General features: G+C 73.3%; 21 protein-coding genes. 9 read left to right on the plus strand and 12 right to left on the minus strand.

From position 1 onward, the window contains the following. The first annotated feature begins 44 nt into the window (after positions 1-44). A complete protein-coding gene (locus ACFY3L_RS08170) occupies positions 45-608 on the plus strand; it encodes a hypothetical protein (protein ID WP_389320043.1) in 564 nt (187 codons plus the stop codon). 13 nt (positions 609-621) lie between these two features. Here the strand turns inward: ACFY3L_RS08170 and ACFY3L_RS08175 are convergent, their stop codons facing one another. The 4 genes from ACFY3L_RS08175 to ACFY3L_RS08190 form a co-directional block, all read right to left on the minus strand. Then, positions 622-969 carry a hypothetical protein gene (locus tag ACFY3L_RS08175; protein ID WP_389320046.1) on the minus strand — a complete coding sequence of 116 codons (348 nt, stop codon included), beginning with the start codon at positions 967-969 and terminating at the stop codon, positions 622-624. A gap of 108 nt (positions 970-1,077) precedes the next feature. Continuing rightward, positions 1,078-1,644, minus strand: a complete 567-nt coding sequence (locus tag ACFY3L_RS08180; protein WP_389320049.1) for a DUF305 domain-containing protein — start codon at positions 1,642-1,644, stop codon at positions 1,078-1,080. Positions 1,645-1,704: 60 nt separating this feature from the next. Further along, on the minus strand, positions 1,705-2,451 hold the full coding sequence (locus tag ACFY3L_RS08185; RefSeq protein WP_389320052.1) for a lytic polysaccharide monooxygenase: 747 nt from the start codon (positions 2,449-2,451) through the stop codon (positions 1,705-1,707). A 124-nt stretch (positions 2,452-2,575) separates the two neighbouring features. Beyond that, complete coding sequence (locus ACFY3L_RS08190; RefSeq protein ID WP_389320055.1) at positions 2,576-3,448, minus strand: LysR family transcriptional regulator; 873 nt, start codon at positions 3,446-3,448, stop codon at positions 2,576-2,578. Positions 3,449-3,518: 70 nt separating this feature from the next. Here ACFY3L_RS08190 and ACFY3L_RS08195 point away from each other — a divergent pair, with 70 nt between their 5' ends. Together ACFY3L_RS08195 and ACFY3L_RS08200 are read left to right on the plus strand one after the other, a co-directional pair. Further along, positions 3,519-4,466, plus strand: coding sequence for an FAD-dependent oxidoreductase (locus tag ACFY3L_RS08195; RefSeq protein WP_389320058.1), 948 nt, complete (start codon positions 3,519-3,521; stop codon positions 4,464-4,466). Positions 4,467-4,473: 7 nt separating this feature from the next. Further along, a complete protein-coding gene (locus ACFY3L_RS08200) occupies positions 4,474-4,851 on the plus strand; it encodes a YccF domain-containing protein (protein WP_389320061.1) in 378 nt (125 codons plus the stop codon). Here ACFY3L_RS08200 and ACFY3L_RS08205 read toward each other — a convergent pair. The 3 genes from ACFY3L_RS08205 to ACFY3L_RS08215 all read right to left on the minus strand — a co-directional run bounded on the left by ACFY3L_RS08205 (position 4,848) and on the right by ACFY3L_RS08215 (position 7,860). Next, positions 4,848-6,647: a hypothetical protein gene (locus ACFY3L_RS08205; RefSeq protein WP_389320063.1), complete on the minus strand. Its 1,800-nt coding sequence runs from the start codon at positions 6,645-6,647 to the stop codon at positions 4,848-4,850. The genes ACFY3L_RS08200 and ACFY3L_RS08205 overlap by 4 nt on opposite strands. A 156-nt stretch (positions 6,648-6,803) precedes the next feature. Beyond that, complete coding sequence (locus ACFY3L_RS08210) at positions 6,804-7,109, minus strand: hypothetical protein (protein WP_389320066.1); 306 nt, start codon at positions 7,107-7,109, stop codon at positions 6,804-6,806. A gap of 64 nt (positions 7,110-7,173) precedes the next feature. After that, the gene (locus tag ACFY3L_RS08215; RefSeq protein WP_033357786.1) at positions 7,174-7,860 is read right to left on the minus strand and encodes an IclR family transcriptional regulator; all 687 of its coding nucleotides are present in this window, start codon (positions 7,858-7,860) and stop codon (positions 7,174-7,176) included. 49 nt (positions 7,861-7,909) lie between these two features. Between ACFY3L_RS08215 and leuC the strand changes: the two genes are divergently transcribed. From leuC to ACFY3L_RS08230, 3 genes are all read left to right on the plus strand, one after another. After that, positions 7,910-9,322 (plus strand): 3-isopropylmalate dehydratase large subunit, encoded by a 1,413-nt coding sequence (gene leuC, locus ACFY3L_RS08220; RefSeq protein WP_389320069.1) that lies wholly within the window; start codon positions 7,910-7,912, stop codon positions 9,320-9,322. A gap of 27 nt (positions 9,323-9,349) precedes the next feature. Continuing rightward, positions 9,350-9,937, plus strand: coding sequence for a 3-isopropylmalate dehydratase small subunit (gene leuD, locus ACFY3L_RS08225; RefSeq protein WP_389320072.1), 588 nt, complete (start codon positions 9,350-9,352; stop codon positions 9,935-9,937). Between the two features lie 140 nt (positions 9,938-10,077). Beyond that, a complete protein-coding gene (locus ACFY3L_RS08230; protein WP_389320075.1) occupies positions 10,078-10,716 on the plus strand; it encodes an HU family DNA-binding protein in 639 nt (212 codons plus the stop codon). A 74-nt stretch (positions 10,717-10,790) separates the two neighbouring features. Here ACFY3L_RS08230 and ACFY3L_RS08235 read toward each other — a convergent pair whose 3' ends face one another. The 5 genes from ACFY3L_RS08235 to cofC all read right to left on the minus strand — a co-directional run bounded on the left by ACFY3L_RS08235 (position 10,791) and on the right by cofC (position 16,557). Continuing rightward, positions 10,791-11,660, minus strand: a complete 870-nt coding sequence (locus tag ACFY3L_RS08235) for an NUDIX domain-containing protein (protein ID WP_389320078.1) — start codon at positions 11,658-11,660, stop codon at positions 10,791-10,793. After that, the gene (locus ACFY3L_RS08240) at positions 11,648-13,000 is read right to left on the minus strand and encodes a CHAD domain-containing protein (RefSeq protein ID WP_389320081.1); all 1,353 of its coding nucleotides are present in this window, start codon (positions 12,998-13,000) and stop codon (positions 11,648-11,650) included. The genes ACFY3L_RS08235 and ACFY3L_RS08240 overlap by 13 nt, the downstream gene beginning before the upstream one ends. Before the next feature lie 85 nt (positions 13,001-13,085). Continuing rightward, positions 13,086-15,461 (minus strand): RNA degradosome polyphosphate kinase, encoded by a 2,376-nt coding sequence (locus ACFY3L_RS08245; RefSeq protein ID WP_389320083.1) that lies wholly within the window; start codon positions 15,459-15,461, stop codon positions 13,086-13,088. A gap of 57 nt (positions 15,462-15,518) precedes the next feature. Then, complete coding sequence (locus ACFY3L_RS08250) at positions 15,519-15,716, minus strand: cold-shock protein (RefSeq protein WP_389320086.1); 198 nt, start codon at positions 15,714-15,716, stop codon at positions 15,519-15,521. Between the two features lie 208 nt (positions 15,717-15,924). Continuing rightward, a complete protein-coding gene (gene cofC / locus ACFY3L_RS08255; RefSeq protein WP_389320089.1) occupies positions 15,925-16,557 on the minus strand; it encodes a 2-phospho-L-lactate guanylyltransferase in 633 nt (210 codons plus the stop codon). Positions 16,558-16,630: 73 nt separating this feature from the next. On the opposite strand from cofC, the gene ACFY3L_RS08260 reads away from it, so the two are divergent. The 3 genes from ACFY3L_RS08260 to ACFY3L_RS08270 are packed head-to-tail and all read left to right on the plus strand — an operon-like array spanning position 16,631 to position 19,545. Continuing rightward, on the plus strand, positions 16,631-17,338 hold the full coding sequence (locus tag ACFY3L_RS08260) for a lysophospholipid acyltransferase family protein (RefSeq protein WP_389320092.1): 708 nt from the start codon (positions 16,631-16,633) through the stop codon (positions 17,336-17,338). 49 nt (positions 17,339-17,387) lie between these two features. Next, the gene (locus ACFY3L_RS08265) at positions 17,388-18,425 is read left to right on the plus strand and encodes an NAD(P)H-dependent glycerol-3-phosphate dehydrogenase (protein WP_389320095.1); all 1,038 of its coding nucleotides are present in this window, start codon (positions 17,388-17,390) and stop codon (positions 18,423-18,425) included. A 10-nt stretch (positions 18,426-18,435) separates the two neighbouring features. Further along, a complete protein-coding gene (locus ACFY3L_RS08270; protein WP_389320097.1) occupies positions 18,436-19,545 on the plus strand; it encodes a cystathionine gamma-lyase in 1,110 nt (369 codons plus the stop codon). The last annotated feature ends 5 nt before the right edge of the window (positions 19,546-19,550 follow it).

The following is a 19,550-nucleotide window of genomic DNA, read 5'->3' on the forward strand; positions in this document are numbered from 1 at the left end:
TCGGCTACTGTCCGCCAGAAGGTGCCGGCAGCAGACTTCGCGAGGTGACACAACCGCCGATCAACCAGAGGGGTCCGCGCCCCGGCCGGGTCACGGCCATCGCGGTGGCCGCCTTCGTGGTCGTCGTCGCCGGGATCTGCGGCATCGCCGCGATCGGAGCCGGTGCCGGGCGCCCGGAAGGCACCCGCGACCTGGCCCGCACGGGCGCGCTCGCGGTGCCGCAGACGTCCGCCGCGACGCCCGCTGAAGCCGCGTCGCCTGCCGAAGCCGCGTCGCCCGCCGAAGCCACGGCCGCCACGACGAGCGCCCCGGCGACGACACCGCCCGCGACGACCGCGCCGCCGACCACCATGAACCCGCCGGCAAACCCGGCCGCCACCAAAGCGCCCACCAAAGCACCCACCAAGGCGCCCACCACGAAGGCGACCACGAAGCCCGCGGGGAACTGCAACCCGAACTACTCCCCGTGCGTGCCGAACGATCCGGTCGACGTCGACTGCAAGGGCGGCAGCGGCAACGGCCCGTCGTACGTCCAGGGCCCGGTCCGTGTCATCGGCGACGACGTCTACGACCTCGACCGCGACGGCGACGGCATCGCCTGCGAGTAGCGACCGGGAGCGGTCAGCCGGTCCGGAGCGGCGAGCCGGTGGTGCCGTCCACGACGGTCCGGTGGTCCAGTGGGGCCTTCAGCGGGACCGGGGTGGTCTTTGTCGTCGTCGGGACGGTGCCGCAGGAGCCCGGGGCCCTGGAGCGCAGGCGGGCGGTGAGGGTGACGGTCCTGGAGTTCTCGGCGACGTCGATGCGGTCGAGCTCGTGGCAGCTGGAGTACGTGAGCGACACCTCCAGCTCCGGGCCGTCGCCGGCGGCGGTGGCGACGGACGTGATCGGTGTCGTGGTCGTGTCGGGGCCGCGGGTCAGCCACCGGACCCCGAGCCCCGCGGCCAGCCCGATCACCGCGATCGCCGTCACGGTCAACCACACCTTGCTTCGTGTCAGCATGCGCAGACCCCCGTCCGCCGAAGCCGTCGTCGACACTCAAGGTAATGGTTGTCGATACGCGGCGGGGTCCCGGAGGAGCTACGCGGATTCCAGATGGCGCAGCATCTGCTGGATCTCGGCGGTACGGGAGTCGGTGATGCGCTTGGCCAGGTCGAGGGCGCCGGGGTTGACGCCGGAGCCGGTCTCCATGCGGGCGATCTCGACCGCGTTGTGCTGGTGGGCGACCAGCATGTTGAGGAAGCGCTTCTCGAACTCGGCGCCGTCGAACGTGGCGAGGGCGGCGATGTCGTCGGGGTTCGTGCCGTGGGCGCCGCCGTGGCCCGCGTGCGAGTCGGGGGCGGCGGTCGGGGGCTGGTTCCACGACTGGAGCCAGACCTGCATCGTCTTGGTCTCGTCGGCCTCGGTGACGTCGATCGCGGCGGCCAGGGTCCGCACGTCCTCGCGGACGGCCTTGGTGCGCGCTAGGCGCACCATCGCGAGCGCCTGCGCCTGATGGGCGACCATCATCTGGGTGAACATGACGTCGGTGTCGTTGAAGACTCGGGAGGAAGCCGCGGGTCCGGCAGCGCCGGGAGGTGCCGGCTGCGCCGGGGCGGCGGCACAGCCGGCGAGGAGCAACGCCGAGACCAGTACAAGGAATCGCATCCGTTCCTCCTCCGAGAAGCCGGGGGCGCCCGGCGGACGGGCACCCCCGAAGACGACGAGCTAGACCCGCTGCCAGAGCGCCGGGACGTTGGGCGGCTCCCAACCGGCGATGGCGGTGTGCGCCTGACGGCACTGGTAGGTGGCGCCGCCGTACGTGACGCGGTCACCGGCCTTGTACGCCGTCCCGGCCGCCCACGTGCCACCCGCCGGCGGCGTGGTGGTGGTCGGGGTCGGGGTGGGGTTCACCGTCGGCGAGGGGGAGGGCTGGGTGGGCGTCGGCGTGGGGTTCCCGCCGCCACCGACCTGCAGGTCCACGCAGGAGTAGAAGGCCATGGGGGTGTCGGCGATGTTCCACCGGGCCAGGACCATGATCCGGCCGGTGCGTCCGCCGAGGCTCACCGTGTGGGAGACGGTCGCGCCGGGCTGGCGGCCGCCGTCGTCGATGACCGCGATGCGCGTGCCGCCGACGAAGTACTCCCAGGTGCTGGTGGAGTGCCGGGCGGTGAGCACCCAGCTGAACGTGACCGAGTTGCCGACGGCGGTCGCCGGCCAGCCCTTGTTGGGGTCGTCGAGCTGGGCGAACCGGCTGTTGCCGCCGCTGCAGCTCATCAGGCCCTTCGGGCCCTCGACGCTCTGCGGCTCGTAGACGATCTCGCCGCAGTTGGCGACCCGGCCCTGGGCGCACATCGCCTGACGGCTGGCGGGTGAGGAAATGTAACCGTGGGCGGCCGCCGGTTGGGCGGACACGAGCAGTGACGTGGCGATGGCGGCGAGCGCCAGCGGAACCAGCGCGATCGTTCTTCGCATCGATCGCTCCCTTCGTGCAGTGGGGGTGATGCGGTCAATGTAAAGGAAGGATTGTTAACAGTAAATAACCTTTATGGAAAAGGGTCGATAGAGCGCTCTCACTTAAGGTAGGGTCCAACGCCCCTTAAGGTGACACGAGCGCGACCAGGGCGCGGACCGTCGGATTCCGGCCGGATGCCGCCCAGGCCAGGCCGATGTCGACGGTCGGCGGCGCCCCGGTGAACCGGCGCAGGACCACGCCGGGCACCCGGAGCGCCCGGGCCCGGCCCGCGGGCACCGCCGCGATCACGCCGCCCGCCGCCACGGAGCGCAGCAGCTGCTCGTCGTCCGGCTCGTGCCGGGCGAGCACGAAGCCGCCGCCGGGCCAGACCTGCGCGACGATCCGGTCGTACATGCCGGGTCCGTTGTCGCGCGGCCACATCACCGCCGGCTCGCCGCGCAGCAGTTCCCGCGGCACCCGGCGGCGCGCGGCCAGGGGGTGCCCGGCGGGCAGCGCGAGCAGCAGCTCCTCGGTGTCGATCGGCACCCACCGGATGCCGGGGTCGTCGACCGGCGGCCGCACGAACGCCGCGTCGTAGCGCCCGGCGAGCAGACCGGCGACGTTGGGCGCGGTCCAGCCCGTCTCCGGCACCACCTCGACGAGGGGGTGTGCGGCGCGGAACCGCTCGACGAGCTCGTCGACGCTGCCGCCGCGGGCCGATCGCGTGTACGCCAACCGCAGCCGACCACCCTGCCCGCGCACCGCCGCGGCGATCCGCTCCTCCGCGGCGGCGACCTCCGCCAGCAGCGTGACCGCCTCCGCCGCGACGACCGTGCCGACGGGGGTGAGCGCGCAGCCGCCACGGCCCCGCTCGACCAGCCGCGCGCCGATCTCCCGCTCCAGGACGCGGATCTGCTGGCTGAGCGCCGGCTGGGCGATGCGCAGCCGGGCCGCCGCCCGGGTGAAGTGCAGCTCCTCGGCGAGGACCGTGAAGTACCGCAGCCGTCGCAGTTCCATAAGCCAGGCTTATCAGATCGCAGCGAGCCGGTTTTGGACGCCGCCGCGGCGAGGGCCGCACAGTGGGGACATGAGCAGCCACGTCACCGTCCTGGGCGCCGGGATCATCGGACTCACCTGCGCCATCCGCCTGCAGGAGCACGGGCACACCGTGACGGTCGTGACCGCCGAGGAGCCGAGGCGCACCGTGTCGAGCCTGGCCGCCGCGGTCTGGTACCCCACCCGTACCGACGCCGACCCCCGCGTCCTGAGCTGGGCCCGCCGCACCTTCGACGAGCTGACCTCGCAGGCGGCGCGGGGCGTGCCCGGCGTGGTGCCCCGGCCCACTCGCATGATCCTGCGCCGCCCGCACACGACGCCCTGGTGGGCCCCGGCCGTGCCGGACTTCGCCGAGGGGCCCGGCGAGTGGCGCTTCACCGTCCCTTCCGTGGAGATGCCGGTGTACCTGCAGTGCCTGCTCGACCGGTTCGGCGCGGCCGGCGGCCGGCTCGCGCGGCACCGGGTCGAGCGCCTCTCCGACGTGCCGCGACTCGTGGCCGGCACGTCGGTCGTGGTCAACGCGACCGGGCTCGCCGCCCGCGACCTGGCGGACGACCCCGCCGTGCACCCCGCCCGCGGCCAGATCGTCGGCGTCGCCAATCCGGGCCTCGTCACCTCGGTGCGTGACGAGGAACACCCGGCGGGCATGACGTACATCCATCCCCGCAGCCGGGACGTGGTCCTCGGCGGCACGTTCCAGCCCGGCGAGTGGGACACCACCGTCGACCCGGCGACCACGGCGGCGATCCTGGCCCGCTGCGCCGAGCTGGTCCCCGAGCTGGCCGGGGCGCCCGTGGTGTGGCAGGCGGCGGGGCTGCGGCCCGCGCGGCACGGCGGCGCCAGGGTCGAGGCCGGCCTCGGGCTGCCCGGCGGCGTCGGCCTCGTGCACGCCTACGGCCACGGCGGCGCCGGCGTCACCCTCTCCTGGGGCTGCGCCGACGAGGTCGTCGTTCTCGCCGGTGGCGTGGCAGGCGCATGATCGAAGCATGATTCGCTTCGTGCTGAACGTGCTGTGGCTGATCTTCGGCGGCGGGTTCGTGTTGTTCTTGGGCTATGCCTTCGCCGCGGCGATCTGTTTCCTGCTGGTCGTGACGATCCCGTTCGGGGTGGCGGCGTGGCGGCTTGCCCTGTACTCGCTGTGGCCGTTCGGCCGGACGGTGCAGGCCAAGCCCGACGCCGGGGTGGCGTCGGGCCTGGCCAACATCCTGTGGGTCGTGCTCGCCGGCTGGTGGCTGGCGCTCAGCCACGTGGTGGCCGGGGTGGCGCTGTGCTTGTCGATCATCGGGATCCCGTTCGGGATCGCCAACTTCAAGCTGGTGCCGGTCGCCTTCTGGCCGCTGGGGCGTGAGGTGGTGGAGCTCTAGCCGATCAGGACCCGGGCCATCACGACGGTGTCGGTGCCGTCGTGGCCGACGGTCACGCCGATCCCCTTGGCCGGGGCGGTGTCGCCGCGCTCGCCGTCGACGTAGAACGCCGCGGTGGCGCCGGGGACCCCGCCCGCGGTCGCGGCGCGGAAGCGTTCGCTGTCGGCGAGTTTTCCGCCGGTACCGGCGGCGAACGTCTTCGTCCGCAGGACCACGTGCTCCTCGTGGACCTCGCACACCGTCCCGCCGGCCTTCAGCAGCTCGGCGAGGTCGGCCTGCAGCTGCCTGGCCGCGGCGGCGTCGGCGAGCCGCAGGTCGACCTGCAGCGGACCGCCCAGGTCGTGCTCCTCGGCCTCCGGCCCGGCCACGGCGAACGTCACCGACGTCGCGGCGGTCATCGCCTTGTCCAGCGCCTGGATGCCCTTCTGGACCGCCGCGGTGTCGGGCACGTTCGCCGGCAGCGGCTGCCTCACGGCGCCGTCGAGCAGCTCCGGGTGCTCCTGGAAGTACTCCCGGAAGTACTTCTCGACCGCAGCCCGGTCGGTGGGGTCGATGCCCGGCGGGAGCTTGACGACCTTCCCCGGGTCCACGCCGGGCGGGGGGAGGTCGTCCAGGTCGTCGTCGAAGCCGCCGAACCTGGCGAGCGGGAACAGGATCGAGGACAGGATCATGCCGGCGCCGCCAAGGAATGACAGGTCGCCGAGCGGGCCGCCGGCGGCGCCGGCCATGGTCGTGTCCGCGGGCAGCGCGCCCAGGAGGGCGAGTGCGTCGGTGCCGGTGGAGGTGGCGGTGAGCGGCAGACCCGAGCCGCCCGACACGCGGGCCCGGAGCTCCAGGCCGTCGTCGCCGGCCTGGACGCCGACGACGAGCGTGCCGTGCAGCTCCGGCAGCGCGACCGGGGGACCGGTGACCTCGGCGTCCTTCTCGTCGACGTCGCCCGGGTCGCCCATGTCGCCCGCGTCGAAGGCGAAGAACGCCTGCGCCAGGTCGCTGGCGCGGGCCAGGTCGGCCCACGCGAGGCCGGGCTGGCCGGCGGGGAGCTTCGCCACCGCGGCGGTGAACGCCGGGTCCTTCGACAGCGGGGCCTTCGCCGCGGCGGCGGCCGCCGCGGTCGCGGTCCGCTGGAGGTCCTTGCCGTCGAACGCGAGCAGCACGTGCCCGTCGTCGACGACGAAGCCGAGGTCGTCGGTGCCGGCCTTCTGCTGGGCGGCGGTGAGCGCCTTGCGGGCCTTGGCGTCGTCGCGGGACGAGGCGACGACGAGGGTGACGGCCTTGCTGCCCTGCTCCGGGGCGGCCCAGCTGGCGACGCCGATCCGGTCGTCGAACCAGGAAGCCACGTCGTCGTAGCCGATGGGCGCCTCGAGATCGGCGAAGATGTCGCGCTTCGTGGCGTCGAGGGTCGTCGGGCCGCTGCCGCCGGCCTTGCGCAGCAGGGCCTCGACCTTGACCCGCTGGCCGATGCCGGGGGAGAGGTCGATGCGGGCGAACGCGGCGACCGAGGCGGGCACGAGGTCCTCCGGCAGGGTGCCGGTCGGGCCGTTCCACATTCTGGCGAGCGCGATCGCGCCGCCGCCGAGCAGCACCGCGACCACGACCGCCACGGCGCTCAGGACGACGGCGAGCCGCCGCCGTGGCCGTCCCGGCACCTCGGTGGGGCTGCCGTCGGCCGCGAACGCCGGAGCGTCGCCAGCGGCCGCGAACGCCGGAGCGTCGCCGTCGACGGTCTGCACGACGGTGTCCACCCCGGCGTCGGCCGCGGGCGGACGGACCCCGGCGTCGGCCGCGGGTGTGTTCATCGCGGCACCGGCTGAGGGTGCGTCGATCCCGGCGTCCGCTGCGGGTAAAGGCGCTTCGGGTGGTTGGGTGCTCTCGGACATGTGGCTCTCCTCCCCGTGGATGACTGCGGCATCGTAGCGGGGCGGTGGCGCCCGAGAGCACCCGAAATTCAGTTCCTAGAGCTGAGCGGCGATGCCCAGCAGAGCGGCGATCAGGACGATCAGGCCGAGCATGGCGGTCATGCAGCCGCCCCGCCCGCCGCTGCCGCCGCTCGGAGCCGGTGGCGTCGGCGCGGTCGGTGCGGTGGGTGTGCCGGGGCGCTGCGGGCCGTCCGGGGTCGGTGAGCCCGGTGCGTTCGACGGCCGGTCCGGGGCGCCCGAGGGGGCCTGGCCGACGCCGGACCCCTCACCCTCCGGGGTGTCGGGCGCCTCGGAGAGGCCGTCGTCGATGGGTTCCGGGCTGGCAGGGGTGGACTCAGGCACGGGGGTCTCCTCAGTCAGGCGGGCTCGATGCGCCGCACGCTACAGCCCCCCGGTGTGCCGCACGTTACAGGCCGGACAGGCGCTGTCCGGCCCGCACCACGGCCATCGCGTGGCGGTCGCCGGGGCGCCGGCCGAGCCGTTCGATCGGGCCCGACACGCTGATCGCGGCGATGACCCGGCCGGTCCGGTCGCGGATCGGCGCCGAGACGCTGGCCACACCGGCCTCGCGCTCGGCGACGCTCTGCGCCCAGCCGCGGCGGCGGACCTCGGCGAGGGTGCGGCCGGTGAACTTGCAGCGCGGCAGCAGCGGCATCACCGCCTCCGGCGGCTCCCACGCGAGGAGCACCTGGGCGGCGGAGCCGGCGGTCATCGGCAGCACCGAGCCGATCGGCACCGTGTCGCGCAGACCGCTGGCGCGCTCGGCGGCGGCGACGCAGAGCCGCTCGTCGGCGCGGCGGAGGTAGAGCTGCGCGCTTTCGCCGGTCGCGTCGCGCAGCGCGGTGAGCATCGGCTCGGCCGCGGTCAGGAGAACGTCCGGTGCCGCGTTGGCGAGCTCGCCCAGACGCGGGCCCGGCCGCCAGCGTCCTTGCGCGTCACGAACAAGCAATCGGTGGATTTCCAGGGCCTGTGCGAGCCGGTGCGCCGTTGCCCGGGGAAGCTTGGTCCGGTCCACCAGTTCGGCAAGGCTGGCGCCGTCGACACAGGCGGCCAGAATGACCACCGCCTTGTCGAGCACGCCGACACCGCTCATACTGTGTCCCACAGACCGAAACATACCTCCCAAATTTTAGGATGTCCAGATGGTGGGAGAAGCACGACCGCGGACGCTCGCAGAGAAGGTGTGGGACGCGCACGTCGTCCGTTCCGCCGCAGGCGAGCCGGATCTGCTGTACATCGACCTGCACCTGGTCCACGAGGTCACCAGCCCGCAGGCGTTCGACGGCCTGCGGCTGAGCGGCCGCCAGGTGCGCCGTCCCGACCTTACGATCGCGACCGAGGACCACAACACGCCGACCGACAACCTGCTGACGATCAGCGACCCGGTGTCGCGCACCCAGATCGAGACGCTGCGGCGCAACTGCGACGAGTTCGGCGTGCGCCGGCACTCGCTCGGCGACGCGCAGCAGGGCGTGGTCCACGTCATGGGGCCGCAGCTGGGCCTGACCCAGCCGGGCATGACGATCGTGTGCGGCGACTCGCACACCTCCACGCATGGCGCGTTCGGCTCGATCGCGTTCGGCATCGGCACCAGTGAGGTCGAGCACGTCCTGGCGACCCAGACGCTGCCGCAGCCGCACCTCAAGACGATGGCGGTCAACGTCGTCGGCGAGCTCGCCCCCGGCGTCACGGCGAAGGACCTGGTGCTGGCGCTCATCACCCAGGTCGGCACCGGCGGCGGCCGCGGCCACGTGGTGGAGTACCGCGGGCCCGCGATCGAGAAGATGTCGATGGAGGGCCGGATGACGGTCTCCAACATGTCCATCGAGTGGGGCGCCAAGGCCGGCATGATCGCGCCGGACGAGACCACGTTCGCCTACGTCGAGGGCCGCGAGTACGCGCCGAAGGGCGAGGCCTGGGACCGCGCGAAGGCGTACTGGCAGACGCTGCGCACCGACGAGGGCGCGAAGTTCGACACCGAGGTCACGCTCGACGTCACCCACCTCACCCCGTTCGTCACCTGGGGCACCAACCCGGGCCAGGGGGCGCCGCTGGGCGCGAGCGTGCCGGACCCGGCCGACTTCGCCGAGGACGCCGACCGCGTCGCGGCGCAGAAGGCGCTGGAGTACATGGACCTGACGCCGGGCACGCCGCTGCGCGACGTCGCGGTGGACGTGGTCTTCCTCGGCTCGTGCACGAACGGCCGGCTCGAGGACCTGCGTGCCGCCGCCGACGTGCTGCGCGGCCGCAAGGTCGCCGACAGCGTGCGCATGCTCGTCGTGCCGGGGTCCGCGTCGGTCCGCGCCGCGGCCGAGGAGGAGGGGCTCGACGAGGTCTTCACCGCGGCCGGGGCCGAGTGGCGCTTCGCGGGCTGCTCGATGTGCCTGGGCATGAACCCGGACACGCTGAAGCCGGGCGAGCGCTCCGCCTCGACCTCCAACCGCAACTTCGAGGGCCGGCAGGGCCGTGGTGGGCGCACCCACCTGGTGTCGCCCCAGGTCGCCGCCGCAACCGCCGTCGTCGGCCGCCTCGCGGCCCCCGCGGACCTGAACTAGCCGAAGCGAAGACAGGCAGAATCTGACATGGAGAAGTTCACCGTCCACACCGGCACGGCCGTCCCGCTGCGCCGGTCCAACGTGGACACCGACCAGATCATCCCCGCCGTCTACCTCAAGCGCGTCACCCGAACCGGGTTCGAAGACGGGTTGTTCAACGCGTGGCGCTCGGATCCCGCATTCGTGCTCAACAATCCCGTGTACGCGGGTGCCTCGATCCTTGTCGCCGGACCCGACTTCGGCACCGGATCGTCGCGCGAGCACGCCGTCTGGGCGCTGCAGAACTACGGCTTCAAGGCGGTCGTCGCGCCGCGTTTCGGCGACATCTTCCGGGGCAACGCGCTCAAGGCCGGGCTCCTGCCCGTCGAGCTGGACCTGAAACTCGTCGAGGAGCTGTGGGCCGCGATCGAAGCGGATCCGCGGTTGGCGGTAACGGTCGATCTGCAGGATCGGCAGTTGCGTGCGGGAGACCGTGAATGGGCCTTCCCGATCGACGATTTCAGCCGGTGGCGGCTGCTGGAAGGCCTGGACGACATCGGTCTGACACTGCGCCACGAGGAGGCCATCACCGCCTTCGAACAAGGCCGTCCGGAGTGGACACCCGTCGTTCACTAGGCCCTGACTGGGCGTCTCGATGAGCCGCCGGCCGAATCCGTTGCTCCACAACGATTTCTTTTCCGTCATATGTTTGTATTCTGTGAGCGTTGGGATACCTTGCCCACAGGGACTTCATTTCTGGTACGGGAGGAAACAACGTGAACAAGGCCGAGCTCATCGAGGCGCTCAGCGCTCGCCTGGGCGACAAGAAGTCGGCAAACGCGGCGCTGGACGCGGTGCTCGCCGAGATTCAGGCCGCCGTGACCAAGGGCGACAAGGTCGCCATCACCGGTTTCGGTGTCTTCGAGAAGCGCGTGCGCGGTGCGAGAACCGCCCGCAACCCGCGGACCGGTGAGGCCGTGAAGGTGAAGAAGACCTCGGTGCCCGCGTTCCGCGCCGGCGCCAGCTTCCGCGAGATGGTCGCCGCCGGCAAGGTGCCGAAGGCCGCGCCGGCCAAGAAGGCCGCCGCCGCCACCAAGACCGCCGCCGCCAAGGCGACGACCGCCAAGGCCGCCCCGGCCAAGGCCGCCGCCAAGGCGACGACCGCCAAGGCGACCACCGCCAAGGCCACCACGGCGAAGGCCGCCCCGGCCAAGGCCGCCACCAAGGCGACCGCGACCAAGGCGGCGGCGAAGGCCGCGCCGGCCAAGGCCGCCGCGACCAAGGCCGCCCCCGCCAAGAAGGCCGCCGCGAAGACCACGCGTGCCGCCGCGTCGACGACCGCGCGCAAGACGGCCACCGCCTCCGCCACGACGGCCGCCAAGAAGGCGCCCGCCAAGAAGGCCGCCGCCAAGTGATTTAGGGCAACGGAAAAGGGGCGGCGCCGCGAACTCGCGGCGCCGCCCCTTTCGTATGTGCGTCGGAATGCGCGTCAGACCCGCAGCGGGCGCACCGGATCCCAGCCGAGGAGCCGCTCACCGCTGAAGGTGAGGATCCAGCCGGTGCCCTTGCGGGTGTGGAAGTCCACATTGGTGCGTCCGGTCAATACGGTCAGCAGCGACGGCATCAGCTTGCCCTGGCTGCACACGACGCTCGCCCCGCCCCGCGCCGCGATGCCCCGCAGGGCGGCGGCGGCCGCTTCGGGGGACCCACCCTCGTCGAACGCGCCGTCCACGTCGAACGGCATCCCCAGCGGCTCCACCGTCTGCCGGCACCGCAAGGGGGTGGCCGACACCACCCACTCGGGCCGCAGGAGCCGCAGGAGGGCGCTCAGTGCCGCCGCGTGGCCCACGCCGGCCGGGTCCAGCGGGCGTTCCGAGTCCGGGCCGGCCCACTCCTTGCGCTTCCCGGCGTGCGCGTGGCGCACCAGGGCGACCACCGCCGTCACGGGCGGCAGGTCCAGGAACGCCTTCACCACACCCCGGTCGTGCGCGTAGCTCAGCAGCGCGGGCGCCTGTGCGACCGGCACCCAGCGCGCCTCCTCGATCTCGTCGTCCGCCGGCCGGTCCTGCCACACCAGCGCCCGCATCGACCAGTAGTCGACGACCTTCTCGACGCCCGGCTCGCTGGTCAGGTAGCGGATGGAGGGCAGTCGCGCCTGCGGCACGCCCCGCACCAGCGTCTCCTCGTGGACCTCCCGCACCGCGGCGGCCAGCTCGTGCTCGCCGGGGTCGACCTTGCCCTTGGGCAGGGACCAGTCGTCGTACCGCGGGCGGTGCACCAGCACGATCTCGACACCGTCCCGCGCCGGGCGCCACACCACGCCACCCGCCGCGCGGACGACCGTGTTCACTTCAGCCATGCTGTGGTGTTCTCCTCGCAGACCGCCGCCCACACCGCCGGGAACGCGGCGCGTGCCCGGGTGACCGCGGCCCGCTCCCGCTCGAACAGTCTGCCCGCGGTGACGGCGAGGCGGTGGTCGCGACGGTCGAGGAACCGTGCCACGAACAGCCACGTGTCGGCGGCGGTCGCCGCGTCCTGGTGCTCGCCGAGCACCTTCTGCGCCTTCGCGATCCGCTTGGCCAGCGCCGCGGCCTCGGGGCCGGGCACCCAGGAGAACGCGTACCGGGCCCGCTTGGCCAGCTTGCGCACCTCGTGCCAGTCGTCGTCGGGCAGCTCCGGGGTCAGCGCGTCCGCGCCGGTCACCAGCTGCCGCCACGGCTTGCGGGCCAGACCCGGCAGCACGCGCCCGGCGGGTGCCCCGTGCCGGCCGACGAGCCTGGGCGGGCGGGTGAGCGCGTCGAGGAGCTGCACGTAGCGCGGCGAGCGCAGCGCCTCGTCCAGCGCCGACAGCGCCGTCTCCTGGCGCCCGGCGAGCGCGGCGTCGATCCGGGCGACCGACTCCACGTCCACCGGCGCGAGCGGGTCGGAGCCGGCGGTCACGTGCAGCCGGGCCCGCATCACCTCGATGTCGCGGGCGCCGCCGAGCGCGCCGGCCAGCCGGCCCAGCTCCGCCCGCAGCGGCCGGCTCCAGGCCGGGTCGAGCAGCGCCTGGAACGTCTGCAGGTCGCTGCGCAGCCGCCGGGTGCCGACCCGCATCTGGTGCACGGGGGTGTCGCCGTTGGGCATCGTCTCGCGCAGCCGGGCGAACGGGTCGTGCCGCAGGATCCGCCCGGCGCCGTCGCGCAGCGCCTCGGTGAGGACCTCGCCGGCGGTGCCGCCGGGCTCCTGCCGCGGATCCGCGGCGCCGTCCGCGTCGGGCACCGCGCCGGCCGCGGTCAGCGCGGTCGCGATGCGGGCCAGGTCCTCGGACGTTCCGTCGACGCGCAGCACCTCGACCCGCCGGGGGCGGCGGCCCGTCCCGCGCTCGGACAGGACGCGGATCTCAGCCAGTACACCACCCGCCGCCGAAGACACGTGAATGGCTGAACGGACCGTCCTCACCGCGCCGAGGCCCGCGTCGCGGCGGAACGCGGTCACCGCGTCGAGCAGGTCCGGCGGGACGACGCCGGCACCCGCGGCCGGGCGGTGCAGCTCCCGGCCCCGCCGCGGCAGGAGCAGCGTCCACGTGGCGTCGCGGTTCTGGCGCAGCGACACCCCGGCGCGGGCGAGGGCGCCGTCCGGGGTGTCGTGGAAGGTGGCGTCGACGTCGCGGCCGGCCAGGTCGGGCAGCGTGAACCCGTCCCCGACCGTAAACCTCACGCCGCCGCCTCCGCTGCGCTGCGGCGCCGGCCTGAGTCCAGCGCTGTGATCCTGGTTCGCGGCCCTCCGCTGCGCTCCGGCACGCTCACGTCGGCTCCACGCGGTCGACGATGCGGCGCAGCAGGGCCTCCTGCGGGTTCTTGCCCTGCCGGCGGTGCCAGGTGCCGTCCCCGGCCAGCTCGAACGCGCCGGTGTCGTCGCTCATCATCAGCTTCAGCACCCGGTCGAGCTCGCCGGCCGCGACCGGGTCGGTGACCTTGACCAGCGCCTCGACCCGGCGGTCGAGGTTGCGGTGCATGAGGTCCGCGGAGCCGATCCAGTACTCGGCGGCGGCGTCCCGGCCGAACCGGAACACCCGCGAGTGCTCCAGGAACCGGCCGAGTACCGACCGGACCCGGATGTTGTCCGACAGTCCCGGCACGCCCGGCCGCAGCGCGCAGATGCCGCGCACGATCAGGTCGACAGTCACCCCGGCCTGGCCGGCGCGGTAGAGCGAGTCGATGATCTCCTCGTCGACCAGCGAGTTGACCTTCAGCTGGATCAGGCCCTGCTCACCGAGGGAGATCTCCCGGTCGATCCGGTCGATGATGCCGCGCCGGACGCCGTGCGGCGCGACCAGCAGCCGGCGGTAGGAGGTCTGGCGGCTGTACCCGGTGAGCACGTTGAACAGGTCGGTGAGGTCGGCGCCGACCTCCGGGTCCGCGGTGAGCAGCCCGTAGTCCTCGTAGAGCCGGGCGGTCTTCGGGTGGTAGTTGCCGGTGCCGACGTGGCAGTACCGCCGGATGTGGTTGCCCTCCTGGCGCACCACGAGGGCGGTCTTCGTGTGGGTCTTGAGCCCGACGAGGCCGTAGACGACGTGGCAGCCGGCCCGCTCCAGCGTCCTCGCCCAGCCGATGTTGGCCTTCTCGTCGAACCTGGCCTTCACCTCGACCAGCACCACGACCTGCTTGCCGGCCTCGGCCGCGTCCACGAGCGCGTCCACGATCGGGGAGTCGCCGCTGGTCCGGTACAGCGTCAGCTTGATCGCCAGCACGTTGGGGTCGGCGGCGGCCTGCTCGACGAAGCGCTGCACGCTGGTCGAGAACGAGTGGTACGGGTGGTGCACCAGGATGTCGTGGTCGCGCAGCCGGGCGAAGACGCTGCGCGGGGTCTCGCCCTCGGCGAAGTGCGGGTGGGTCGCCGGCACGAACGGCGGGTCCTTCAGCGACGGCCGGTCCACGCCGTTGTAGATCTCCCACAGCGCGGTCAGGTCGAGCAGGCCCGGCACCCGCAGCACGTCGTGGGAGTCCATGTCGAGCTCGCGGACCAGCAGCTCCAGCACGTGGTCGGAGATCGAGGCGGCGACCTCCAGGCGCACCGGCGGGCCGAAGCGGCGCCGCGCCAGCTCCCGCTCCAGGGCCTGCAGCAGGTCCTCGTCGCGGTCCTCGTCCAGCTCGACCTCGGCGTTGCGGGTCACCCGGAACAGGTGGTGCTCGACCACCTGCATCCCCGAGAACAGCTGCCCGAGGTGCGCGGCGATCAGCTCCTCCACCGGCAGGAACCGCACCGTGCGCACGCCGTCGCGGGTGGTCCGGTCCAGCGCGTAGAAGCGCGGCACGTTGTTGGGCACCTTGATCCGGGCGAACAGCTCGGGGCCGCCGTCGTGCTCCCGCACCACGACCGCCAGGTTGAGCGACAGACCGGAGATGTAGGGGAACGGGTGCGCGGGGTCGACCGCCAGCGGCGTCAGCACCGGGAAGATCTGCTCGCGGAACGACGTGCGCATCCGCTCCCGCTCGGCCGGGTCGAGGTCGCTCCACGGCACGATGTGGATGCGCTCCTCGGCCATCGCCGGGGCGATCTCCTCGGCGAAGACCCGCGACTGGCGCGCGACCAGCGCGGTGGTGCGCTCCGCGATCTGCTCCAGCTGCTCCGTCGGCGGCAGGAACCCGGGGCGGCGCACCGGGATGCCGGTCTGCAGCCGCCGCTTCAGGCCCGCGACGCGGACCATGTAGAACTCGTCGAGGTTGCTGGCGAAGATGGCGAGGAACTTCGCGCGCTCCAGCAGCGGGGTCGCGGGGTCCTCGGCCAGGGTCAGCACCCGGGCGTTGAAGTCCAGCCAGGAGAGCTCCCGGTTGAGATACCGGTCCTCGGGCAGCGGTTTCTCGGATGGTACGACCAGCGCGTCGTGCCCGGCGTGTGGTTCAGCGGGGGACTTCTGGGTAGGAACCTGCGGGGACTGCTCCGTCACCGTTTCACTCATGGTGATCTCCTCGGGCTCGGCCTGACTCGCCTGCACGTCTTCACCGGGTGCTGGTGCCGCGGCCTTCGTCGCCCGCCGGACCCGTGGCGCGCCGCCGGCCGGAGGAGCCGCCCGTCGCGGTGCCGCCTTGCGCGGTGCGGCCTTGGGGGGCGCGCTCTGCGGGTCGGGGCGAGCTGCTGCGTTACGGGGCCGGCTGCGACCGGTCGGCGTGTCGTCCACCGGATCATCATGGCCCGTTTGTGCCGATCTGAACATGAACTTCCCGCTGCTTGGCGACTACGGGAAGGTGGGCAGGGTGACCTTGACGACGACGCCGCCGGCGTCCTGGTCGATGCGGACCCGCTGCCCCAGACGGAGGTGGCGCAGGCCCGACGCGTCGAAGGCGGCGGCGGGGAATCGCAGCTCAGCACCGTCGTCGAGCAGCACCGTGCCGGTGCGGGTGTCGTCGTCGAACGTCGCCACGGTTCCCTGCATCACTCCACGCTACCGCGCATCGATCTCCGGCGCGTGTCCCGCGTCACCGCCGTGCGGCCACTGTCGCCACGGCCGGCCTGCTCGACGGCGGCAGCGTGCTTTTCGTCACGCGCCGGCGCTCGACCGTCATGCGCGGTGTCCGGCCGTCACGCGCGGTGTCCGGCCGTCGTGCGCGGGGTGGTCGGCTGTCACGCGCGGGTGGTCCGGGTCATGCGCGGGTGCAGAGGATCTCGCCGGTGTGGGGGCCGATGCCGAGGTCGGCGGCGGCGTCGAGGTCGGCGGCGGTGTCGACGTCGCGGCGCAGGCTGGGCCAGTCGCCGTCGAGCCGGACCGCGCCCGAGCGCAGGTGCGCGGCCGCCGAGCCGGGCCCGAAGTGCGGGTCCAGGGCCACCCCGGCGGGCGCGGCGAGCAGCACGGTGCCGCTGCCCTCCAGGTCGGGCACGAACGCGCGGCGGCCCAGCGCTTCCGCCGCGGCCAGGGCGACCGCCAGGTCGGCGGGGCGCATCGCCGGCAGGTCGGCGGTCAGCGCGACCACGGGCGCGCCCCCCGCGGCCCGCGCACCGAAGGCCAGCGCGGCGTTGAGGCCGTCGGCTGGGGTGTCGGGCAGGCAGGTGGCGCCGTCGGCGACGAGCTCCGCCCGCACCAGCGGGTCGTCGCAGACCGCGACGACCCGCGCCACCGACGGGCAGGCGAGCGCCGCCGCGACCGTGTCACGGGCCATGGCCAGCACCAGGCCGGGATGTGCGGGCCGCGGGACGGCGCCGCGGAGCCGTGTCTTCGCCGCACCGAGCGGCTTGACGGGCACGACCGCCGTCCAGGTGGCCACCCAGGTGCTGAGCATGACCCATCCTGACACGGTGCCACGGCTCCCGGCAGTGGCATGATTCGCAGCAGAACCGTGAGGGGAGGGTGAGATGAAGCGCCGGAGGCTCGGCTTCTGGCGGCGTTTCGCCGTCATGACCGTGAAACCCACGATCCAGCTGCTGACCCGCCGGACCTGGACGGGCATGGAGCACATCCCTGCCGAAGGCGGGGTGATCATGGTGGTCAACCACATCTCCCACGCTGATCCACTCGCCGTCGCGCACTACATCTACGACGCCGGGCGCTGGCCGTCGTTCCTGGCCAAGGCGAGCCTGTTCAAGGTGCCGGTGCTGGGCTACCTGCTGCGGGCCACCCACCAGATCCCGGTCCACCGCGGCACCACCGACGCCGTGAAGGCCCTGGAGGCCGCCCGGGCAGGTGTCCGTGGCGGCGAGGCCGTGGTCATCTACCCCGAGGGCACCACGACCCGCGAGCCCGAGCTGTGGCCGATGCGGGGCAAGACCGGCGCCGCCCGCCTCTGGCTGGACACCCGCGCGCCCATGATTCCGATCGTCATGTGGGGCCCCGAGCGGATCTACGACCCGCGCACCAGCAAGCTGAAGCTGCTGCCCCGCGCCGACGTGACGATCGTCGCCGGCGCCCCGATCGACCTGTCCGCCTGGGACAAGGCGCAGCCGACGACCCAGACGCTCAACGAGATCACCGACCACATCATGCTGCACCTCCGCGACATGCTCGTGGAGATTCGGGGCGGCACCCCGCCGCCGCTGTGGACGCCGCGCAAGACGCTCGCATGAGCGATCTCGCGCGCAACGCAGGATCGCGTACGAGCATGACGGAGGGCATATGAGCATTCGACGCGCCGCGGTGCTCGGGGCCGGGTCGTGGGGCACGGTGTTCGCCAAGCTGCTCGCCGACGCCGGCACCCCGGACGTCACCGTCTGGGCCCGCCGGTCGGCCGTGGCCGAGGCGATCCGCGAGCGGCACGTGAACCCGGACTACCTGCCCGGCACGTGGCTGCCCGCCGCGATCACCGCGACCGACGACGCCGCCGAGGCCGTCGACGGCGCCGACCTGGTCGTGCTCGCCGTGCCGTCGCAGACGCTGCGCGACAACCTGGGCGCCTGGGCGGGCACGATCCGCTCCGACGCCACGCTCGTCAGCCTGATGAAGGGCATCGAGCTGGGCACGCTCAAGCGGATGAGCGAGGTGATCGTCGACTCCGCCGGCGTCGAGCCCGACCGCATCGCCGTCGTCACCGGGCCCAACCTCGCCCCCGAGATCGCCGCCGAGCAGCCCGCGGCCACCGTGGTGGCCTGCACCGACATCCGGCGTGCCGAGCTCGTCCAGCGCGCGATCAGCACGCGCTACCTCCGCCCGTACACCAACGACGACGTCATCGGGTGCGAGCTCGGCGGCGCCGTCAAGAACGCGATCGCGCTCGCCTACGGCATGGCCTCCGCGCTCGGCTTCGGCGACAACACCCGGGCCACGCTGATCACCCGCGGCCTCGCCGAGACCACCCGCCTCGGCGGGGCGCTCGGCGCCAACCTGATGACGTTCGCCGGGCTCGCCGGCCTCGGCGACCTCGTCGCGACGTGCTCCTCGCCGCTGTCGCGCAACCGTACGTTCGGCGAGCACCTCGGCCGCGGCGAGACCCTGGAGCAGGCGCAGGCCGCCACCAGACAGACCGCCGAAGGCGTCAAGAGCTGCCTGTCGATCCGCGACCTGGCGCACAGCGTCGGCGTGGAGATGCCGATCACCGAGCAGGTCGAGCTGGTCTGCCACGAGGGCGTCGATCCGCTCAGGGCGCTCGCCGCGCTCATGTCCCGCGAGACCAAGCCGGAGCGGCCCGGCGTCCCGTCGACGGCGGAGCATCAGTAGGGTCTCCCGCATGACTGGTGATGGCACTCGGGTCGTGCATGCCGGCCTGCCCGAGGCCGTGCCCGGCCGGCCGTTCCTGCCCGGACCGGCCTTCGGCGCGCCGTACCACCTGGACCCGGTCCTCGGGCCGCAGCCCGGCGTCGACGGCTACGGGCGCACCGACAACCCGACCTGGCGCGCCCTGGAAGGGACGATCGGCGAGCTCGAGGGCGGCGAGTGTGTGACGTTCGCCTCGGGCATGGCCGCCATCAGCGCCGTGCTGCTGAGCGTGCTGCGCCCCGGCGACACCGTCGTCGTGCCCGCGGACGGCTACTACAAGACCAGGGCGTTCGCGGCGTCGTACCTCGGCGAACGCGGCGTCACCGTCGTCGAGGCGCCGACCGTGGGCCCTTACCCGGCCCTGGAGGCCGTCCGGCTGCTGCTCGTCGAGACCCCGGCCAACCCCGGGCTCGACGTGTGCGACATCGCCGAGCTGGCCGCGCGCGTGCACGCCGGCGGCGGGCTGGTCGCCGTCGACAACACCGCGGCCACCCCGCTCGGGCAGCGCCCCCTCGACCTGGGCGCCGACGTTTCCGTCGCGTCCGGCACGAAGGCTCTGACCGGCCACTCCGACATCCTGCTCGGCTACGCGTGCACCCGCGACCCGCAGCTCGCCGCTGCGCTCACCGGCTGGCGCGGCGCCACGGGCGCGGTGCCCGGCCCGTTCGAGGCGTGGCTCGCGCACCGCTCGATCGGCACCCTCGACCTGCGCCTGGCCCGCCAGAGCGCCAACGCGGCCGCCGTCGCCGAGGTGCTCGCCGCGCACCCCGCGGTCGTCTCGGTGCGCTGGCCCGGCCGGCCCGAGGACCCCGCCCACGAGGTCGCGTCCCGGCAGATGCGCCGCGTCCCGGGCGTGGTCACGTTCACGCTCGCCGACAAGGCCGCCGCCGACCGGTTCCTGACGGCCGCGGACCTGGTGTTCGCCGCCACCTCCTTCGGCGGGCTGCACACCTCCGCCGACCGGCGGGCGCAGTGGGGCGACGACACCCCCGAGGGCCTGATCCGCCTGTCGTGCGGCGTCGAGGACACCGATGACCTGGCCGCCGATGTACGGAAGGCACTCGACGCGACCGTCGCCTGACGCAG

The organism is Dactylosporangium sp. NPDC000521, from assembly GCF_042898305.1.
Taxonomy (GTDB): domain Bacteria; phylum Actinomycetota; class Actinomycetes; order Mycobacteriales; family Micromonosporaceae; genus Dactylosporangium.

Bases quoted from the DNA above. Each gene is read 5' to 3' on its own strand.
- ACFY3L_RS08180 (WP_389320049.1), bottom strand. From the start codon at position 1,644: ATGCGATTCCTTGTACTGGTCTCGGCGTTGCTCCTCGCCGGCTGTGCC.
- ACFY3L_RS08185 (WP_389320052.1), bottom strand. From the start codon at position 2,451: ATGCGAAGAACGATCGCGCTGGTTCCGCTGGCGCTCGCCGCCATCGCC.
- ACFY3L_RS08190 (WP_389320055.1), bottom strand. From the start codon at position 3,448: ATGGAACTGCGACGGCTGCGGTACTTCACGGTCCTCGCCGAGGAGCTG.
- ACFY3L_RS08195 (WP_389320058.1), top strand. From the start codon at position 3,519: ATGAGCAGCCACGTCACCGTCCTGGGCGCCGGGATCATCGGACTCACC.
- ACFY3L_RS08200 (WP_389320061.1), top strand. From the start codon at position 4,474: ATGATTCGCTTCGTGCTGAACGTGCTGTGGCTGATCTTCGGCGGCGGG.
- ACFY3L_RS08205 (WP_389320063.1), bottom strand. From the start codon at position 6,647: ATGAACACACCCGCGGCCGACGCCGGGGTCCGTCCGCCCGCGGCCGAC.
- ACFY3L_RS08215 (WP_033357786.1), bottom strand. From the start codon at position 7,860: ATGAGCGGTGTCGGCGTGCTCGACAAGGCGGTGGTCATTCTGGCCGCC.
- leuC (WP_389320069.1), top strand. From the start codon at position 7,910: ATGGTGGGAGAAGCACGACCGCGGACGCTCGCAGAGAAGGTGTGGGAC.
- leuD (WP_389320072.1), top strand. From the start codon at position 9,350: ATGGAGAAGTTCACCGTCCACACCGGCACGGCCGTCCCGCTGCGCCGG.
- ACFY3L_RS08235 (WP_389320078.1), bottom strand. From the start codon at position 11,660: ATGGCTGAAGTGAACACGGTCGTCCGCGCGGCGGGTGGCGTGGTGTGG.
- ACFY3L_RS08250 (WP_389320086.1), bottom strand. From the start codon at position 15,716: ATGCAGGGAACCGTGGCGACGTTCGACGACGACACCCGCACCGGCACG.
- cofC (WP_389320089.1), bottom strand. From the start codon at position 16,557: ATGCTCAGCACCTGGGTGGCCACCTGGACGGCGGTCGTGCCCGTCAAG.
- ACFY3L_RS08260 (WP_389320092.1), top strand. From the start codon at position 16,631: ATGAAGCGCCGGAGGCTCGGCTTCTGGCGGCGTTTCGCCGTCATGACC.
- ACFY3L_RS08265 (WP_389320095.1), top strand. From the start codon at position 17,388: ATGAGCATTCGACGCGCCGCGGTGCTCGGGGCCGGGTCGTGGGGCACG.
- ACFY3L_RS08270 (WP_389320097.1), top strand. From the start codon at position 18,436: ATGACTGGTGATGGCACTCGGGTCGTGCATGCCGGCCTGCCCGAGGCC.